The 15,578-nt window shown below is 67.6% G+C and carries 18 protein-coding genes; 6 read left to right on the top strand and 12 right to left on the bottom strand.

From position 1 onward, the window contains the following. Positions 1 to 554, bottom strand: a 554-nt coding sequence (locus ACI3KU_RS17440) for a general stress protein (RefSeq protein WP_404923601.1), incomplete at its 3' end; no start/stop codon positions are given. Positions 555 to 703: 149 nt separating this feature from the next. Here ACI3KU_RS17440 and ACI3KU_RS17435 point away from each other — a divergent pair. The 3 genes from ACI3KU_RS17435 to ACI3KU_RS17425 are packed head-to-tail and all read left to right on the top strand — an operon-like array spanning position 704 to position 3,632. Next, positions 704 to 1,990: a magnesium transporter MgtE N-terminal domain-containing protein gene (locus tag ACI3KU_RS17435; RefSeq protein ID WP_404923600.1), complete on the top strand. Its 1,287-nt coding sequence runs from the start codon at positions 704 to 706 to the stop codon at positions 1,988 to 1,990. Next, on the top strand, positions 1,990 to 2,520 hold the full coding sequence (locus ACI3KU_RS17430) for a DUF1003 domain-containing protein (RefSeq protein ID WP_404923604.1): 531 nt from the start codon (positions 1,990 to 1,992) through the stop codon (positions 2,518 to 2,520). Before ACI3KU_RS17435 ends, ACI3KU_RS17430 begins: the two co-directional genes overlap by 1 nt. Then, the gene (locus tag ACI3KU_RS17425; RefSeq protein ID WP_404923599.1) at positions 2,517 to 3,632 is read left to right on the top strand and encodes an Mrp/NBP35 family ATP-binding protein; all 1,116 of its coding nucleotides are present in this window, start codon (positions 2,517 to 2,519) and stop codon (positions 3,630 to 3,632) included. Before ACI3KU_RS17430 ends, ACI3KU_RS17425 begins: the two co-directional genes overlap by 4 nt. Positions 3,633 to 3,678: 46 nt before the next feature. Here the strand turns inward: ACI3KU_RS17425 and ACI3KU_RS17420 are convergent, their stop codons facing one another. Then, positions 3,679 to 4,131 carry a Sec-independent protein translocase TatB gene (locus ACI3KU_RS17420; protein ID WP_404923598.1) on the bottom strand — a complete coding sequence of 151 codons (453 nt, stop codon included), beginning with the start codon at positions 4,129 to 4,131 and terminating at the stop codon, positions 3,679 to 3,681. Positions 4,132 to 4,201: 70 nt separating this feature from the next. Between ACI3KU_RS17420 and ACI3KU_RS17415 the strand changes: the two genes are divergently transcribed. After that, positions 4,202 to 4,837 (top strand): O-methyltransferase, encoded by a 636-nt coding sequence (locus ACI3KU_RS17415; RefSeq protein WP_404923597.1) that lies wholly within the window; start codon positions 4,202 to 4,204, stop codon positions 4,835 to 4,837. Between the two features lie 60 nt (positions 4,838 to 4,897). On the opposite strand, the gene ACI3KU_RS17410 is transcribed toward ACI3KU_RS17415, so the two are convergent. The 3 genes from ACI3KU_RS17410 to dapE form a co-directional block, all read right to left on the bottom strand. Next, entirely contained in the window at positions 4,898 to 5,071 is a 174-nt protein-coding gene (locus tag ACI3KU_RS17410) for a DUF3117 domain-containing protein (protein WP_404923596.1), read from the bottom strand. A 93-nt stretch (positions 5,072 to 5,164) separates the two neighbouring features. Next, entirely contained in the window at positions 5,165 to 6,397 is a 1,233-nt protein-coding gene (locus ACI3KU_RS17405; protein ID WP_404923595.1) for a hypothetical protein, read from the bottom strand. Next, the gene (gene dapE / locus ACI3KU_RS17400) at positions 6,385 to 7,455 is read right to left on the bottom strand and encodes a succinyl-diaminopimelate desuccinylase (RefSeq protein WP_404923594.1); all 1,071 of its coding nucleotides are present in this window, start codon (positions 7,453 to 7,455) and stop codon (positions 6,385 to 6,387) included. The genes ACI3KU_RS17405 and dapE overlap by 13 nt, the downstream gene beginning before the upstream one ends. A gap of 92 nt (positions 7,456 to 7,547) precedes the next feature. Here dapE and dapD point away from each other — a divergent pair, with 92 nt between their 5' ends. Continuing rightward, complete coding sequence (dapD, locus tag ACI3KU_RS17395; RefSeq protein WP_404923593.1) at positions 7,548 to 8,477, top strand: 2,3,4,5-tetrahydropyridine-2,6-dicarboxylate N-succinyltransferase; 930 nt, start codon at positions 7,548 to 7,550, stop codon at positions 8,475 to 8,477. A gap of 65 nt (positions 8,478 to 8,542) precedes the next feature. On the opposite strand, the gene ACI3KU_RS17390 is transcribed toward dapD, so the two are convergent. The 6 genes from ACI3KU_RS17390 to ACI3KU_RS17365 all read right to left on the bottom strand — a co-directional run bounded on the left by ACI3KU_RS17390 (position 8,543) and on the right by ACI3KU_RS17365 (position 12,958). Beyond that, on the bottom strand, positions 8,543 to 9,838 hold the full coding sequence (locus ACI3KU_RS17390) for a citrate synthase (protein WP_404923592.1): 1,296 nt from the start codon (positions 9,836 to 9,838) through the stop codon (positions 8,543 to 8,545). A gap of 161 nt (positions 9,839 to 9,999) precedes the next feature. Then, a complete protein-coding gene (dapC, locus tag ACI3KU_RS17385) occupies positions 10,000 to 11,109 on the bottom strand; it encodes a succinyldiaminopimelate transaminase (protein WP_404923591.1) in 1,110 nt (369 codons plus the stop codon). Continuing rightward, complete coding sequence (fdxA, locus tag ACI3KU_RS17380; protein WP_404923590.1) at positions 11,106 to 11,429, bottom strand: ferredoxin; 324 nt, start codon at positions 11,427 to 11,429, stop codon at positions 11,106 to 11,108. Before fdxA ends, dapC begins: the two co-directional genes overlap by 4 nt. Positions 11,430 to 11,494: 65 nt before the next feature. Continuing rightward, positions 11,495 to 11,887, bottom strand: coding sequence for a histidinol dehydrogenase (locus ACI3KU_RS17375; protein WP_404923589.1), 393 nt, complete (start codon positions 11,885 to 11,887; stop codon positions 11,495 to 11,497). Between the two features lie 37 nt (positions 11,888 to 11,924). Next, positions 11,925 to 12,242, bottom strand: coding sequence for an AzlD domain-containing protein (locus ACI3KU_RS17370; protein ID WP_404923588.1), 318 nt, complete (start codon positions 12,240 to 12,242; stop codon positions 11,925 to 11,927). Next, positions 12,239 to 12,958 (bottom strand): AzlC family ABC transporter permease, encoded by a 720-nt coding sequence (locus tag ACI3KU_RS17365; RefSeq protein ID WP_404923587.1) that lies wholly within the window; start codon positions 12,956 to 12,958, stop codon positions 12,239 to 12,241. Before ACI3KU_RS17365 ends, ACI3KU_RS17370 begins: the two co-directional genes overlap by 4 nt. Before the next feature lie 102 nt (positions 12,959 to 13,060). Between ACI3KU_RS17365 and ACI3KU_RS17360 the strand changes: the two genes are divergently transcribed. Further along, positions 13,061 to 13,609, top strand: coding sequence for a helix-turn-helix domain-containing protein (locus ACI3KU_RS17360; RefSeq protein WP_404923586.1), 549 nt, complete (start codon positions 13,061 to 13,063; stop codon positions 13,607 to 13,609). Positions 13,610 to 13,662: 53 nt separating this feature from the next. Here ACI3KU_RS17360 and typA read toward each other — a convergent pair whose 3' ends face one another. Further along, a complete protein-coding gene (gene typA, locus ACI3KU_RS17355) occupies positions 13,663 to 15,573 on the bottom strand; it encodes a translational GTPase TypA (RefSeq protein WP_404923585.1) in 1,911 nt (636 codons plus the stop codon). Between the last annotated feature and the right edge of the window lie 5 nt (positions 15,574 to 15,578).

Genomic DNA, 15,578 nt, shown 5'->3' with positions numbered 1-15,578 from the left:
GCCGTCGGCGCCGCGGACGGGTCCACGCGCTCGCCGTAGCGCGGCGGCTCGTTCGATGCGGGAGCTGCCGGACGCGCGGGCGGGCGATGCGCACCGGGCGCGGTGCCGAGCACCTGCCGCGCCTTGTGAATGCTCGTCGGCATCACCGTCACCTCGTAGTGGTCCGCGACCACCTGCATCACGCTGGCGTAGTCACGACGACGCCGGATGAGGGTGTACGCGATCAGGCTCATCAGCATGCCCAGAGCCACACCCACCACCATGCAGCCGAGGAAGAGCTGCATCAGGTTCTGCTCGACGCCGAAGGTGAGCACCAGAGAGAAGATCAGGCCGAGGAAGATGCCGTTGACGGCGCCCTGTCGCGCTGCCGTGGCGTATCCGAGCTTGCCGGTGATGCGCTCGATCGAGCGCAGGCCGCGGCCCACGATCGCGATCTCCCGCGCCGGGATCTCGGCCTGGATGAGCGAGGAGACCGCCTTCTGCGCTCCCGTGTACTCGGGGAACGACCCGACGACCTCGCCGACCTCCGTGTTGCCGCCCAGGGGTCCCATCATGCTCACTGGTCTGTCTCTCCTCCGTCAGCGTTCGTGATCGGTCGGCACCACATCTGTGGCGACACACCATCACCGAGCTCGGTCTTCATTCTTCCACGCGCACCTCGTGATCCCCCGGGTGCCCCGCATTCGGCGACTACGCTGAGAGCGTGAGTACTCAGCGGGTTTTCGTCGCGCGCCTGCACGGCTGCACGGTCTTCGACCCCTCCGGCGATCGTCTCGGCAAGGTCCGCGACGTCGTCGTGGTGTACCGAAAATCCGACCCGCCCCGCGTCATCGGCCTGGTCTGCGAGATCCCCGGGCGCCGTCAGGTGTTCCTCTCCATCGGTCGAGTCACCTCCATCTCGCAGGGGCAGGTGATCACCACCGGGCTGATGAACGTCCGCCGATTCGAGCAGCGCGGCGGTGAGGTCCGCGTGCTCGCCGAGCTGGTCGGACGACGCGTGGACATGGCAGACGCCTCCGGCAGCGCCGTGATCGAAGACGTCGCCATCGAGCGCAACCGCATCGGCGAGTGGGGCGTCACCCAGCTGTTCCTGCGCCGCCCGAAGACCAGCGCGTCGCCGTTCGCGCGCGGTGCCACGACATTCGCGACCTGGGGTCAGGTCCGCGAACAGCACCGACCGGGTGAGGCGCAGTCGGCCGAGCAGCTGGTCGCCTCCTACTCCGAGTTGAAGCCGGCCGATCTCGCCAACACCATGCTCGACCTCCCCGAGACCCGCATGATCGAGGTCGCGGAGGAGCTTCCGGACGACCGCCTCGCCGACGTTCTCGAGGAGATGCCCGAGGACGAGCAGATGCACATCCTCGAGCAGCTCGGCGACGAACGCGCGGCCGACATCCTCGACCAGATGGAGCCCGACGACGCCGCGGACCTGCTGGCACAGCTTCCCGAGGGTCGTCTGCAGCATCTGCTGGAGCTCATGGAGCCCGAAGAGGCCGAAGACGTGCGGACGCTGCTGCAGTACGGTCCCGACACCGCCGGCGGTCTGATGACCCCGGAGCCGATCATCATGTCCGCCGAGGCCACGGTGGCCGAGGCCCTCGCGCTCATCCGCCGCCACGAGCTGCATCCCGCCCTCGCCGCGGCGGTGTTCGTGACGCTGCCACCGTATGAGACTCCCACGGGGCGTCTGCTGGGCGTCGTGCACTTCCAGCGCATGCTGCGCTATCCGCCACACGAGCGGCTGGGAGCGATCCTGGACGATCTCGAACCCGTGCAGGCGACCGCCTCCGCGACAGAGGTCGCACGCATGCTCGCGTCCTACGACCTCGTGTCGCTGCCGGTGGTCGACGTCGCGCATCGCCTCGTGGGGGTCGTGAGCGTCGATGACGTGCTCGACTACCTCCTGCCCGATGACTGGCGCTCCTACGACGAGGAAGAGGCGACCGGGTCGATCACCGTGGTCCGCCCCGCTGCGGGGCCGGGCGCATGATGGCGCGCGACAACGCCCTCGACTCCCCCGCCCGCCGAGGTCGAGCGCAGCCCAAGCAGTCTCGCGACCGCTTCGGCCGCTTCACCGAGTGGATCGCACGTGCCATGGGAACGCCCACGTTCCTCGCATTGCTCACGCTGTTCTGCGTGGCGTGGATCGCGTGGAACTCGCTCATGCCGGCCGCGGTGCGCTTCGACCAGGTCTCCAACGGCTTCACCGCACTCACCCTGGTCCTAAGCCTGCAGGCATCCTATGCCGCGCCCCTGATCCTGCTCGCGCAGAACCGCCAGGATGACCGGGACCGCGTGCAGATCGAGCAGGACCGTCAGCGCGCCGAGCGCAACCTCGCCGACACCGAGTACCTGGCGCGCGAGGTCGTGGCGCTGCGTATGGCGATGACGGACCTCGTCGACCAATCCGTCTCGCGTGACGTGCTCCGCCAGGAGCTGCGCGCGCTGCTCGGCGAACTCGACGAGCGAGCGAACGCAGAGCACGACGAACGCGCCGCATCGAAGAAGGAGTCACGGTGAGTCTCGCCGAGCAGGTCCGCAGCGCGGTGGGCAGCGTCGTCGACCCCGAGTTGCGGCGCACGCTGGCCGAGCTCGACATGCTTCGCGACATCACCGTCACCGAGGACGCAGCCCACGTCGGCATCGCCCTCACGATCGTGGGCTGCCCGGCTGCGACGCGCATCGAGCGGGAGGTTCGAGAGGCAGCCGCACGCGTGCCGGGAATCGCATCGGTCGACGTCGCGGTCGGCGTGATGACGCCCGAGGAGCGCCGTGCCCTGACCGAGCGGCTGCGCGACGGTCGCCCCGCGCGCACCATGCCGTTCGGTCCCGATTCGCTCACGCGCGTCATCGCCGTGACCAGCGGCAAGGGCGGAGTCGGCAAGTCAACTGTGACCGCGAACCTCGCCGTGGCGCTCGCGCAGCGAGGACTGCGTGTCGGCCTGGTCGACGCCGACATTCACGGCTTCTCGATCCCGGGACTGCTGGGCGTTCCCGCCGGGACAACGCCCACGCGAATCGACGAGATGATCCTGCCGCCGGTCGCGCACGATGTGAAGGTGATCTCCATCGGCATGTTCCTGCGCGAGGGCGCCGTGGCGTGGCGAGGTCCGATGCTGCATCGCACGGTGCAGCAGTTCCTCACCGACGTGCACTTCGGCGATCTTGATGTCCTGCTGCTGGACATGCCGCCGGGCACGGGAGACATCGCCATCTCCGTGGGACAGCTGCTTCCGAGGGCGGAGGTCCTGGTGATCACCACACCGCAGGCGGCGGCCGCGGAGGTCGCGGTGCGTTCCGGCACCGTCGCGCGTCAGACCGGTCAGCGCGTCATCGGCGTCGTGGAGACGATGTCTCCGCTGATCCTGCCGGACGGTCAGGACTTCGCGATGTTCGGCTCCGGCGGCGGACAGAGTGTCGCCGACGCGCTGAGCCTGCCGGATCAGCCGGTCCAGCTCCTCGCCTCCGTGCCGCTGAGTATGGCTCTGCGCCAGGGCGGCGATGCGGGAGAGCCCGTGGTGATCTCGGATCCGACCGACCCGGCCGCGGCGGCGATCATCGGTCTGGCCGAACGGGTGGCGACCTTCGGACGCGACCTCACGCATCGCACGCTGCCGTTCCGCACAGCCTGACTCCGCGAACGGCAGCCGCGCGGCGGCGTGGCCGGTCGGTACCGGCTCAGGTGGCCTCGGCGTCGTAGGGCGGGATCTCGCCTGCCGGAAGCCGGTTCGCGGTGCGAGGCGTCGAGCGGGTGAAGAGCGCGCTCGCCCCGCTGGCCTGCGGACTGCTGGCTGCAGCAGGGGCGGATGCCACTGCTGCAGCAGCCCCGGCCACTCCCACCGTGGCCGCAGCCGCCGTGGGAGCCGGTGCCATCACGTCGTCGAGCAGCGCCTCGCGGATGATGCGACGCGGGTCGTACTGACGCGGGTCGAGTTTGCGCCAGTCGGTCTCGGTGAACTCCGGCCCCATCTCCTCCGCCGCGCGATCCTTCACGCCGCGGATCACCTCGCCGGCCTTCTTGATGAGTCGAGCAAGACCCTCTGCGTAGCGCGGGAGCCGCTCCGGACCGACGAGCACCACAGCGATCAGCGCGATCACCAGCAGCTTGTCGGGCCCCGGAATGAAGTTCATGGATTCAGATTACCGGTCGCGCCTCACCGACTGTCGCGCACACCGCACCTAGCCTGAATACGGAGGAGCAATGAGCGAGCTGGATGCGATCGCCCGTTTCGCGCGGGAGTCCATCATCGAACCCGACCACATCGCGCGCGCACGCGCCCACGCACTGGAGGTGGGTGCCGCACCGATCTCCCCCGGCATCGGCGCACAGGCCGCTGTGATCGCCGCGACCACCGCAGCCACCAGCATCATGGAGATCGGCACGGGAGCCGGAGTGTCCGGGCTCTGGCTGCTGCACGGTGCCCCCCACGCCGTGCTCACCACCATCGACAAAGAGCCCGAGCACCTGGGCGTGGCACGCCAGTCGTTCCAGGAAGCGCGGGTTCCCGCTGCTCGCGCCCGCTTCATCACGGGTCGTGCGCTCGATGTGCTTCCCCGCATGAATGAGGGTTCGTACGACATCGTGCTGGTCGACGCCGACCCGGAGAACGTCATCGCCTACGTCGAGCATGGCCTGCGCCTGGTGCGCGCCGGCGGCACCGTGCTGGTTCCCCGCGTTCTCGGCGGCGGACGTGTGGCCGATCCCGTGCAGCGTGACGAGATCACGCGGGCCTATCGCTCCCTGATCCAAGAAGTCCAGGCCTCCCCGGCCGTGGTGGGTGCCCTCTCCACCGTGAACGAGGGGCTTCTGCAGCTCACCGTGCTGGCGGAACGCTGACCTGGAGAACAGGGAAGGCGGTCGGGCTGCTGCCCGACCGCCTTCCCTGTCTGCTGTGCATCATGCGGCGTTGACAACGCCCCCGAGCACGGAGTGCAGTTCCTTGGCCTCTTCGTCATTCACGGAGACGACGAGACGGCCTCCCCCTTCGAGCGGAACTCGAACGATGATGAGGCGACCTTCCTTGACCGCTTCCATCGGTCCGTCGCCGGTCCTGGGCTTCATGGCTGCCATGTCGGCTCCCTTTCATCCTGGTCTGGCTACCAGTTTATCGGTTCTGAGGCGTTGTCCAGAAATGCACAGCGATCCGTGACCCGGGAATGACCCCTACGGGATCTGGTAAACCGTGGCGGCGAGGGCGTAGACGCTGTAAATCCAGAACCACTGGTAGAGCACGCCGCCGATGAGGATGCCACCGCGCCACCACGGCGAGCGCGGAATGGCGATGGCCCCCACCAGCGGGGTCAACGGCAACAGCAGTCGCAGGGTCGAGGACTGCGGGAAGAACACCGCGAGCAGGTAAAGCATGTAGCTCGCCGACCACAGCCGCAGTTCCACGCCCATCGCGAGCACGTGCCGTTCGCGCAGCAGAGCCCACCCGATCAGCGCGAGCAGGACACCGAAGGTCAGCCACCCCAGGAACACGGGCACCTGCCACAGTCCGAACCACATGTTCAGTGCCGCACCCCAAGCCTCGAAGGGGATGAAGGCGGTCGCGGGCTCTGCCAGCCAGTTCCGGCGCCAGGCGAGCTCGGTGCTGAGGTAGGCACCGAGATCGCCGGTCACGATCCCCGCGATGATCTGCCAGGAGAACCCGACGAGCACGGCCAGAGCGCCGGTCGCGAGGATATGGATGATCTGAATGCGCGGCAGCGGGTCGCGGTCGCGGCGGAACCAGCGCCACATCCCGTAGAGGCCGAGCATCAGGGCGAACGGCAGAATGCCGGGACGCGTGAATCCCATCAGCGGAATGAGGATGTAAAGCTCAGCGAATCGGCGACGCAGCACCGCGTTCAGCGCCAACAGCAGGAAGAGAGTGAACATCGCCTCGGCGTAGCCGACGTGAAAAAGCGCTGCGAGCGGACCGTTCGCGAAGAACACCACGGCCCACATCGAGACGTTGCGCGAAAGGCGATTGCGCATCAGTCGGTAGAGCGCGAAGCAGGACAGCAGGCCACACACGAGCGAGGTGATCGCAGCACCCGTGGCCCACGATCCGAACGGCATCCCGATGACGTTGGCGACCCACGGGTAGAGGGGCATGAAGGCCCACGCGTTCTCAGCGACGGCGCCGGTATCGGTCAGGGGAAGCGGCGACGGGTAGCCCTGGAACGCGATCTGCCAGTACCACTGACCGTCCCAGCCCGTGATGAACCGCTCGATGCCGAGGCCGGGACCGAAGCGGGATCCCGGGGCGGCGAGGGCGGAGGAGATGAAGAGGAAGGTGAAGGTGATGATGCGCGCCACCACGTAGATGCCGGTGATCCGCAGCGCCGTCACCACCCGCGTCGGTGGTGCGGTTCGCGCCGGCGTCTGGTCGGTACGGGTCAGCTCAGCCACGCGCGCAGCCCTGCCTCGACGGTCTCGATCTGTGCCACGGGGACACGCTCCTGATCGTGGTGGGCAAGGCTCGGGTCACCGGGGCCGTAGTTGACGGCCGGAACCCCGAGGGCCGAGAACCGCGCGACATCTGTCCACCCGTACTTCGGCTTGGGGCGAGCGCCCGTCGCCGCCAGGAACTCCTGGGCGAGCTCGGCGTCCAGCCCGGGGCGAGCACCCGCCGACAGGTCCACGATCTCGATCTCGAAGCCCGCGAAGACGTTGCGGATGTGCGCCACGGCCTGCTCCGGAGACTTGTCGGGAGCATAGCGGTAGTTCACCTCCACCTCACAGAGGTCGGGGATCACGTTGCCCGCGACACCGCCACCGATACGTACAGCGTTCAGACCCTCGCGATAGGCCAGACCCTCGACCGTGACCTCCTTGGGGCGATACTCGGACAGCCGAGCGAGGACCGGCGCGGCGGCGTGGATCGCGTTCTCCCCCACCCAGGCGCGCGCGCTGTGCGCACGAACCCCGTGTGTGCGCACCACCGCACGCAGCGTTCCGTTACATCCGCCTTCGATCTCCCCTGCGGTCGGCTCGCCGAGGATAGCGAAGTCACCGGCCATGAGGTCCGGCTGGTTGCCGGCGAGGCGTCCCAGACCGTTCAGGGAGCTGTCGACCTCTTCGTGGTCGTACCAGATCCAGGTGATGTCGACCATCGGGGCGACCAGATCGACAGCGAGCTTCAGCTGTACGGCCACGCCCGCCTTCATATCCACGGTTCCTCGACCCCAGATCACGCTCTCGCCGTCGATCTCGCGCAACTCGCTGGGCAGGTTGTTGTTGATGGGCACCGTGTCGAGGTGTCCCGCGATGATCACGCGACGATCGCGCCCGAGGGACGTCCGAGCAACGATCGTGTCACCGTCGCGGATGATCTCCAGGTGGTCATACTCGGACAGGGCGGCAACGACGGCATCGGCCAGTGCCGCCTCGTCTCCGGAGACACTGGGGATATCGCAGATCGCCCGGGTGATATCGGCAGCGGAGGCGGTGAGATCGAGCAGCGGCATGTCCTCATCGTATCCGGCCGCTGCTGCGCGCCCGAGCGTCGCGAGAGGACACGCGACATCTTCGGCAGGGCGGAGCCCGCTAGCGTGGAGGCATGACTGATGCACGATGGGTGAACGCTGACGGCCTCGCGACGATCCGCGAGGACGGCACCGTGCTGGACACCTGGTTCCCCGAGATCCGCACTGGCCGCCTGCCGGAGTCCACCGACACGAAGGCACTGGACGCCCACGCCGACGACGACGAGTTGCGTGGCGTGCGCCTCGAGGTGGTTCGTGTGGAGGCCGACCTCGACACGCCTGTCACGTCCACGACCGATGCCTATCTGCGCCTGCACGCGCTCAGCCACCTGGTCGTGCGCCCGAACGAGCTCAACCTCGACGGGATCTTCGCGCATCTGCCCAACGTGGCATGGACGTCCGCCGGTCCGATGCATCCTGATGACGTCTCGCGGCTGCGCCCCGCGCTGCAGCGCTCGGGCATCCAGGTGCAGGGGCTGGACAAGTTCCCGCGCCTCACCGACTACGTTCTCCCTGCCGGAGTGCGCATCGCCGATGCGTCCCGCGTTCGTCTGGGAGCGTACCTGTCCCCCGGTACCACGGTGATGCACGAGGGCTTCGTCAACTTCAACGCCGGCACGCTCGGAGCATCGATGGTCGAGGGACGCATCTCGCAGGGCGTCGTCGTCGGTGACGGCTCCGACATCGGCGGTGGCGCATCGATCATGGGCACGCTGTCCGGCGGCGGATCGCACCGGGTATCCATCGGCTCACGAACGCTGCTCGGCGCCAATGCCGGCATCGGCATCTCGCTCGGCGACGACTGCATCGTGGAGGCCGGTCTGTATGTGACGGCGGGTTCGAAGATCGTCCTGACCGAGGGCGGCACGTCCGCCACCGTCAAGGGTTCAGATCTCTCCGGCCGGGATGGACTCCTCTACCGCCGCAACTCCCTCACCGGTGCCATCGAGGCCGTGGCCCGCGCCGGTGTCGGCGTCACACTCAACGAGGCGCTGCACGCCTGATCGCACAACACAAGAGAGGCTGGACCATCGCGGTCCAGCCTCTCTTGCGTTGTCTTGGGCCGTGTTCAGGCTCCGGGGTAGCGGCGCTCTGCTGCTCCCGTGTACAGCTGCTGCGGGCGGCCGATCTTCGTCTGCGGATCCAGGTTCATCTCGCGCCAGTGCGCCAGCCACCCCGGAAGGCGTCCGATCGCGAAGAGCACCGTGAACATGCGCGTGGGAAAGCCCATCGCCTTGTAGATCACGCCGGTGTAGAAATCGACGTTCGGGTACAGACGACGTGCCTGGAAGTACTCGTCGTTAAGCGCGATCTCCTCGAGCTCCTTCGCGAGATCCAGCAGCGGGTCGCTGACGCCGAGCTCGGCGAGCACCTCGTCGGCGGACTGCTTGACCAGCTTGGCGCGCGGGTCGTAGTTCTTGTAGACGCGGTGTCCGAAGCCCATGAGCTTGACGCCGTCCTCCTTGTTCTTCACCCGCTCGACGAACCGCTTGACGGTCTCGCCGGAATCGCGGATCTCGCCGAGCATCTTCAGCACCGCTTCATTGGCACCGCCGTGCAGCGGGCCGGAGAGAGCGTGGATGCCGGCGGACACGGACGCGTACTGGTTGGCACCGGTGGAGCCGACCAGACGCACCGTGGAGGTGGAGGCGTTCTGCTCGTGATCTTCGTGCAGGATGAGCAGGCGCTCCAGCGCGCGGCTCATCACGGGGTTGATCTCGTACGGCTCGCTGGTCACACCGAAGTTCAACCGCAGGAAGTTGTCGACGAAGCTCAGCGAGTTGTCCGGGTAGAGGAACGCCTGGCCGATGCTCTTCTTGTGCGAGTAGGCCGCCAGCACCGGCAGCTTCGCGAGCATGCGAATGGTGTTGAGCTCGACATGCTCGGGGTTGTGCGGGTCGTACTGGCCCTCGTAGTAGGTCGACAGCGCCGTGATGGCGGACGACAACGAGGCCATCGGATGCGCCGTGTGCGGCAGGGCGTTGAAGAAGTGCTTGAGGTCCTCGTGGATGAGGGTGTGACGACGAACCTTCTCGTCGAACGTTCCGAGCTCGTCGGCGGTGGGAAGCTCGCCGTACAGCAGCAGCCAGGCCACCTCCAGGAAGGAGCTGTGCTCGGCGAGATCCTCGATCGGATATCCGCGATAGCGCAGGATGCCCTGCTCGCCGTCGATGTAGGTGATGGCCGACTTGGTGGCCGCCGTGTTCACGAAGCCGTAGTCGAGGGCGGTGTAGCCCGTCTGCTTCGTGAGGGTGGCGAAGTCGATGCTCGATGCTCCGTCGACCGCTGCCACCGTGGGCAGTTCAGCCGTGGTCTCACCGATCGTCAGCGTCGCCTTCTCAGGCTGTGCTCCCGCGTTGTTCACGGCGCCTCCTTGCGATTTCTGGTCGTCGGGGGTCTGACACGGACCTGTCGTGAAAGATCCGTGCGGCGGCGCGCGTGAGCACGCCCGGTCCCTACAGCCTAGTCGCCCGTGGGACCTACTGATGCACCCGCCAAAGGATGTGGGACCTCACTGGAGGTTGTCTACGAAGATGCGCGAAGACGCTCGGCGGCGGCTGTGATGCGCTCGTCCGAGGCGGTCAGGGAGAGCCGGACGTGCTGCGGGAAGAACGGCCCGTAGAAGATGCCGGGGCCGGCCAGAATGCCGAGATCGGCAAGCCGATCCATGCTCTCCCAGGCGTCGCGCCCCTCCGTGGCCCAGAGATACAGTCCGGCTTCGCTGCGGTCCACTCGGAAGCCCGCGGACTCGAGCGCGGGCTTGAGCAGCTCGCGGCGCAGTCGGTATCGCTCCTTCTGCTCGGCGACGTGCGCGTCGTCACCGAGCGCGACGGTCATCGCCTGCTGCACGGGTGCGGGCAGCATGAGGCCCAGGTGCTTGCGCGCCGTGGTGAGGCGAGCGACGAGGTCACCGTCTCCGGCGAGGAAGGCGGCCCGATAGCCGGCGAGGTTGGACTGCTTGCTCAGCGAGTACACCCCGAGCACACCCGACACATCGCCGCCGGTGACGCGGGGGTCCAGAATCGACGGAATCGGCTCGGTGTTCCAGGGCTCGTCCCACCCGAGCTCCGCATAGCACTCGTCGCCCGCGATCACGGCGCCCAGTTCGCGCGCGCGCATCACGGCCGCGCGCAGCTCGGCTACGGTCAGAACACGGCCGTCCGGGTTACCCGGGGAGTTCAACCAGACGAGCTTCGTACCGTCGGGCCACGCGGCCGGGTCGTCCTCGGCGACGGCGGTGGCCCCGGCGACGACGGCACCCACCTTATATGTCGGATAGGCGGCACGGGGGTGCACCACAATGTCGCCAGCACCGAGGCCGAGCAGTGTCGGCAGTAGTGCCACGAGCTCTTTGGATCCCACCGTGGGCAGCACCTGATCAGCGCTCAGCGACGCGACGCCACGGCGCCGCGCGAACCAATCGGCGATCGCCTCACGAAGTGCGACCGTTCCGACGGTCTGGGGGTAGGAATGCGCCTCGGTGGCGGCGGCGAGCGCGTCGCGGATGATCCGCGGTGTCTCATCGACCGGCGATCCGATCGAGAGATCGACCAGTCCGCCGAGATGCTGCAGTGCACGCTCACGAACCGGAGCGACTGCATCCCACGGATAGTCCGCGAGATCGCGGACGCTCACGCCTCGGCCTGCGGCGGCAGCGCGGAGATGACCGGGTGATCCTTCGGGATCACGCCCACCTTGGCGGCACCACCGGGCGAGCCGATGCCGTCGAAGAACTCTACGTTGGCCTTGTAGTACTCCGACCACTCGTCGGGGAGGTCATCCTCGTAGTAGATGGCCTCCACCGGGCACACCGGCTCGCAGGCACCGCAGTCCACACACTCGTCGGGGTGGATATAGAGGGAGCGTTCGCCCTCGTAGATGCAGTCCACCGGGCACTCGTCGATGCAGGCGCGATCCTTGACATCGACGCAGGGAAGAGCGATCACGTACGTCACTCCCTCAGTCTACGTCCCACGACGGAGAGCGGCCGTGCACGCTCTCCTCGTGGCGAGACCAGACGTCAGCGAGAGTGGGGCTCCTCGTGCCGCGCGGGTGCTGCGGAGCGAATGCGACGGAAGTCGGGCCACGCCGCGACGATGAGGATGATGACGCCGACGCCGATGAGCCACACCTGCGACAGCCCCGTATCCGGGACCACCACGGAACCGCCGGGTCCACGCATCGAGAAGAGGAAGACGGCGAGGTACATTCCGATGCCGCCCCCGATAGCTGCCCATCGATCCTCGGCGAGAATGCGCAGCGATATCAGGATCGCCAGGCAGCCGACGAACGCCAGGATCAGTCCCAGGTGCAGCAGATCGGCGCCGGACGAGAATCCGATCGTTCCGGCCGTGCCGAAGACAGCTCCGATGATGAAGCTCATCACGAAGGTGGCGATACGCGAGAGGGACACCCCGCGATGATACTCCCCCGGCCTGAACAGTCCTCGGTCAGCTCGCCCATCCCCACAGCCGCAGCAGCGCCGCGGTCACGGCGCCGGCGATGACCACGACGACGAACGGCGCGCGAACGGCGAGCAGCACTCCAGCGACGCCCACCGCCGCCAGTCGCGCATCGAGGTGCAGCGACTGGCCCGGACCGTGCAGCGCAAGGTAGGCGACCAGCGCGGCGAGCAGCGCGACCGTGGTGAGGTCCATCGTGCGCGCCGGGGTGGGCTTTTCCAGCCAGTGCGGCGGGATCACATAGCCGAGGATCTTGGCGACCACGCACAGGATGGATGCGAGGAGGATCGCCTGCCACAGGGTCATCGAGCCACCGCCCGGGTGTTTCCGCCCGAGAAGGGCGTGTCGCCGCCGGCGAAGAGGTTGAAGACGCCCACGATGATCGCCACGATGGCGGCAAGCAGCACCTGCATTCCCGGCATCACGAATGGTGTCGCGACGGTCGCCACGACAGCGGCGCCGACACCAACCGCGACGGCCTGCCGGGAGCGCAGCCGCGGCCACAGCAGCGCGAGGAACGCGCAGGCGGCCGCCGCATCCAGGCCGTAGTCGCGGACGTCGCCGATCAGGTTGCCCACCAGCGCGCCGGCGAGGGTCGCCACATTCCACCCGATGAAGATCGCGATGCCCGTCGCCCAGAACCCCACCCGTTGTGCGCGCGGCTCATCCTGCGTGACCGCCACGGCGATGCTCTCGTCGATGGTGAGCTGAGCGGCTCCGAGTCGGCGCAGCACTCCCCGCCCGACGATCGACGACAGCCGCATGGCGTACACCGTGTTGCGCAATCCGAGCAGCAGCGCGGCGATCACTCCGGCGGGAGCCGCAGCGACACCTCCGGAGGCGATGATGCCGACGAACGCGAACTGTGATCCACCGGTGAACATCACCAGACTCAGCACGCACGCCTGCCAGACGTCGAGTCCGGCAGCCACCGCCAGCGCACCGAAGGTGACGCCATCGAGGCTGACAGCCAGAGACACCGCGAGGCCCTGGCGCACCGCCGCTCGCTCCGCCTGTTCCATCCGACCCTCGCTCTCATCGTTCAGTAAACCGAACGCTCGATTGCCATTCTGAACGATCGGGATCGTTCAGTCAAATGAAGAAACGTTTGTCATACTGAACGCATGGATGAACTTCGGGCCCGGATCGCGCAGGCCCTGCGCCGCGAACGCGAACGATGTGGCTTCTCCGCTGCGGAGCTCGCGCGGCGCGCGGGCGTTTCGAAGGCCACGGTCTCACAGCTGGAGAACGCCGCGACAACGCCGAACGTGGAGACCCTGTGGGCACTCGGTGACGCACTGGGCGTGCCCTTCGCCGAGCTGGTCGCCGAGCCCGTCTCCGGCCCCACTCTGCTTCGTGTCACGGAGCTGCGCGGCGTTCCCGCCGCGGCGGCCGCCTATAGCGCCACCTTGCTGTCGACCGCTCCCCCGAACTCGCGCCGCGACATCTATCTCCTGCAGGCTGAGCCCGGCGGCACTCGTGACTCGCGGCCGCACCTCAGCGGCACCACGGAACACGTCGTCTTGATCTCGGGCAGAGCCGACGTCGGCCCCCGCGATGCTCCGGTCACCATGAACCCCGGCGACTATCTCACCTACGCCGGCGATGCGCCGCACGTCTTCACCGCGCTGGAACCCGGCACGATGGCGGTGCTCATCAGCGAACTGCGCTGAGCCCGCAGACGACGAACCCCCGCGGCGCACCGCGGGGGTTCGTTCGATCAGCCTCAGGCGTTGGCGTCCTGCTTCTTCAGGCGCGCGGTGGCGCGTGCACGCTCGGTGGCGTCCAGGTTCACCTTGCGGATGCGTACCTTCTCGGGGGTGACCTCGACGCACTCGTCCTCGCGGGCGAACTCCAGGCTCTCCTCCAGCGACAGGGCGCGCGGCGGCGTCATCGACTCGAACGTGTCAGCCGTGGAGGAGCGCATGTTGGTGAGCTTCTTCTCCTTGGTGATGTTCACGTCCATGTCGTCATTGCGCGAGTTCTCGCCGATGACCATGCCCTCATACACCTCGTCCTGCGGCTGCACGAAGAAGCTCATGCGCTCCTGCAGGGCGATGATGGCGAACGGGGTGACCACGCCGGAACGGTCAGCCACGATGGAACCGTTCTGACGAGTGACGATCTGGCCGGCCCAGGGCTCGTAGCCGTGGGAGATCGCGTTGGCGATGCCGGTACCGCGCGTGGTGGTCATGAACTCGGTGCGGAAGCCGATCAGGCCGCGCGAGGGAACAACGAACTCCATGCGGACCCAGCCGGTACCGTGGTTGGTCATGCCCTCCATGCGTCCCTTGCGGGCCGCGAGGAGCTGCGTGATCGCACCGAGATACTCCTCGGGAGCGTCCACGGTCAGGTGCTCGAACGGCTCGTGCACCTTGCCATCGATCTTCTTCGTGACCACCTGCGGCTTGCCGACGGTGAGCTCGAAGCCTTCGCGGCGCATGTTCTCGACCAGGATGGCGAGCGCGAGCTCACCACGGCCCTGGACCTCCCAGGCGTCCGGACGACCGATGTCCTCGACACGCAGCGAGACGTTGCCGACCAGTTCGCGATCCAGGCGGTCCTTCACCATGCGGGCGGTGAGCTTGTGGCCCTTGACCTTGCCGACGAGCGGCGAGGTGTTGGTGCCGATCGTCATCGAGATGGCCGGGTCATCCACGTGGATCATCGGGAGCGCACGGACGTCCTCCGGGTCGGCGATGGTCTCACCGATGGTGATGTCCTCGAAGCCGGCGATGGCGACGATGTCACCGGGGCCGGCTTCCTCGGCCGGGTAGCGCTCGAGGGCGCGAGTCTTGAACAGCTCGGTGATACGCGCGTTGCTGGTCGTGCCATCGGCACGGACCCAGGCGACCGTCTGGCCCTTCTTCAGGGTGCCGTTGAAGACTCGCAGCAGCGCGAGGCGGCCGAGGAACGGGCTGGAGTCGAGGTTGGTGACCCACGCCTGCAGCGGCGCCTCGTCGTCATAGGAGGGAGCCGGGATGTGCTGGAGGATCGCCTCGAACAGCGGCTCGAGGTCGTCATTGTCGGGCAGGCTGCCATCGGCGGGGCGGTTGCGCGATGCGGCACCGGCACGACCGGAGGCGTACACGACGGGAACGTCGAGCAGTGCGTCCACGTCCAGGTCGGGAACGTCGTCCACGAGGTCGGAGGCCAGACCCAGCAGCAGGTCCTGCGCCTCAGCCTCGACAGCCTCGATGCGAGCGTCAGGACGGTCGGTCTTGTTGACCGCCAGAATCACGGGAAGCTTCGCCTCCAGTGCCTTGCGCAGCACGAAGCGGGTCTGCGGCAGCGGGCCCTCCGAGGAGTCGACCAGCAGCACGACACCGTCGACCATGGACAGGCCGCGCTCGACCTCGCCACCGAAGTCGGCGTGGCCCGGGGTGTCGATCACATTGATCGTCACCGGGACGTCACTGTGCTTGCCGTTGTACGTGATCGCGGTGTTCTTCGCGAGAATGGTGATCCCCTTCTCGCGCTCGAGGTCGTTCGAGTCCATCGCGCGCTCCTCGACGTGAGCGTGCTCGCCGAACGAGCCGGTCTGGCGCAGCATGGCGTCGACGAGGGTCGTCTTGCCGTGATCGACGTGAGCGACGATCGCGACATTACGGAGGTCAGAACGGAGGGCGTGCGCCATGAAGG

Source organism: Microbacterium sp. ZW T5_56 (genome assembly GCF_044987425.1).
Classification (GTDB): domain Bacteria; phylum Actinomycetota; class Actinomycetes; order Actinomycetales; family Microbacteriaceae; genus Microbacterium.
This window is presented reverse-complemented; position numbering and strand designations above follow the sequence as displayed.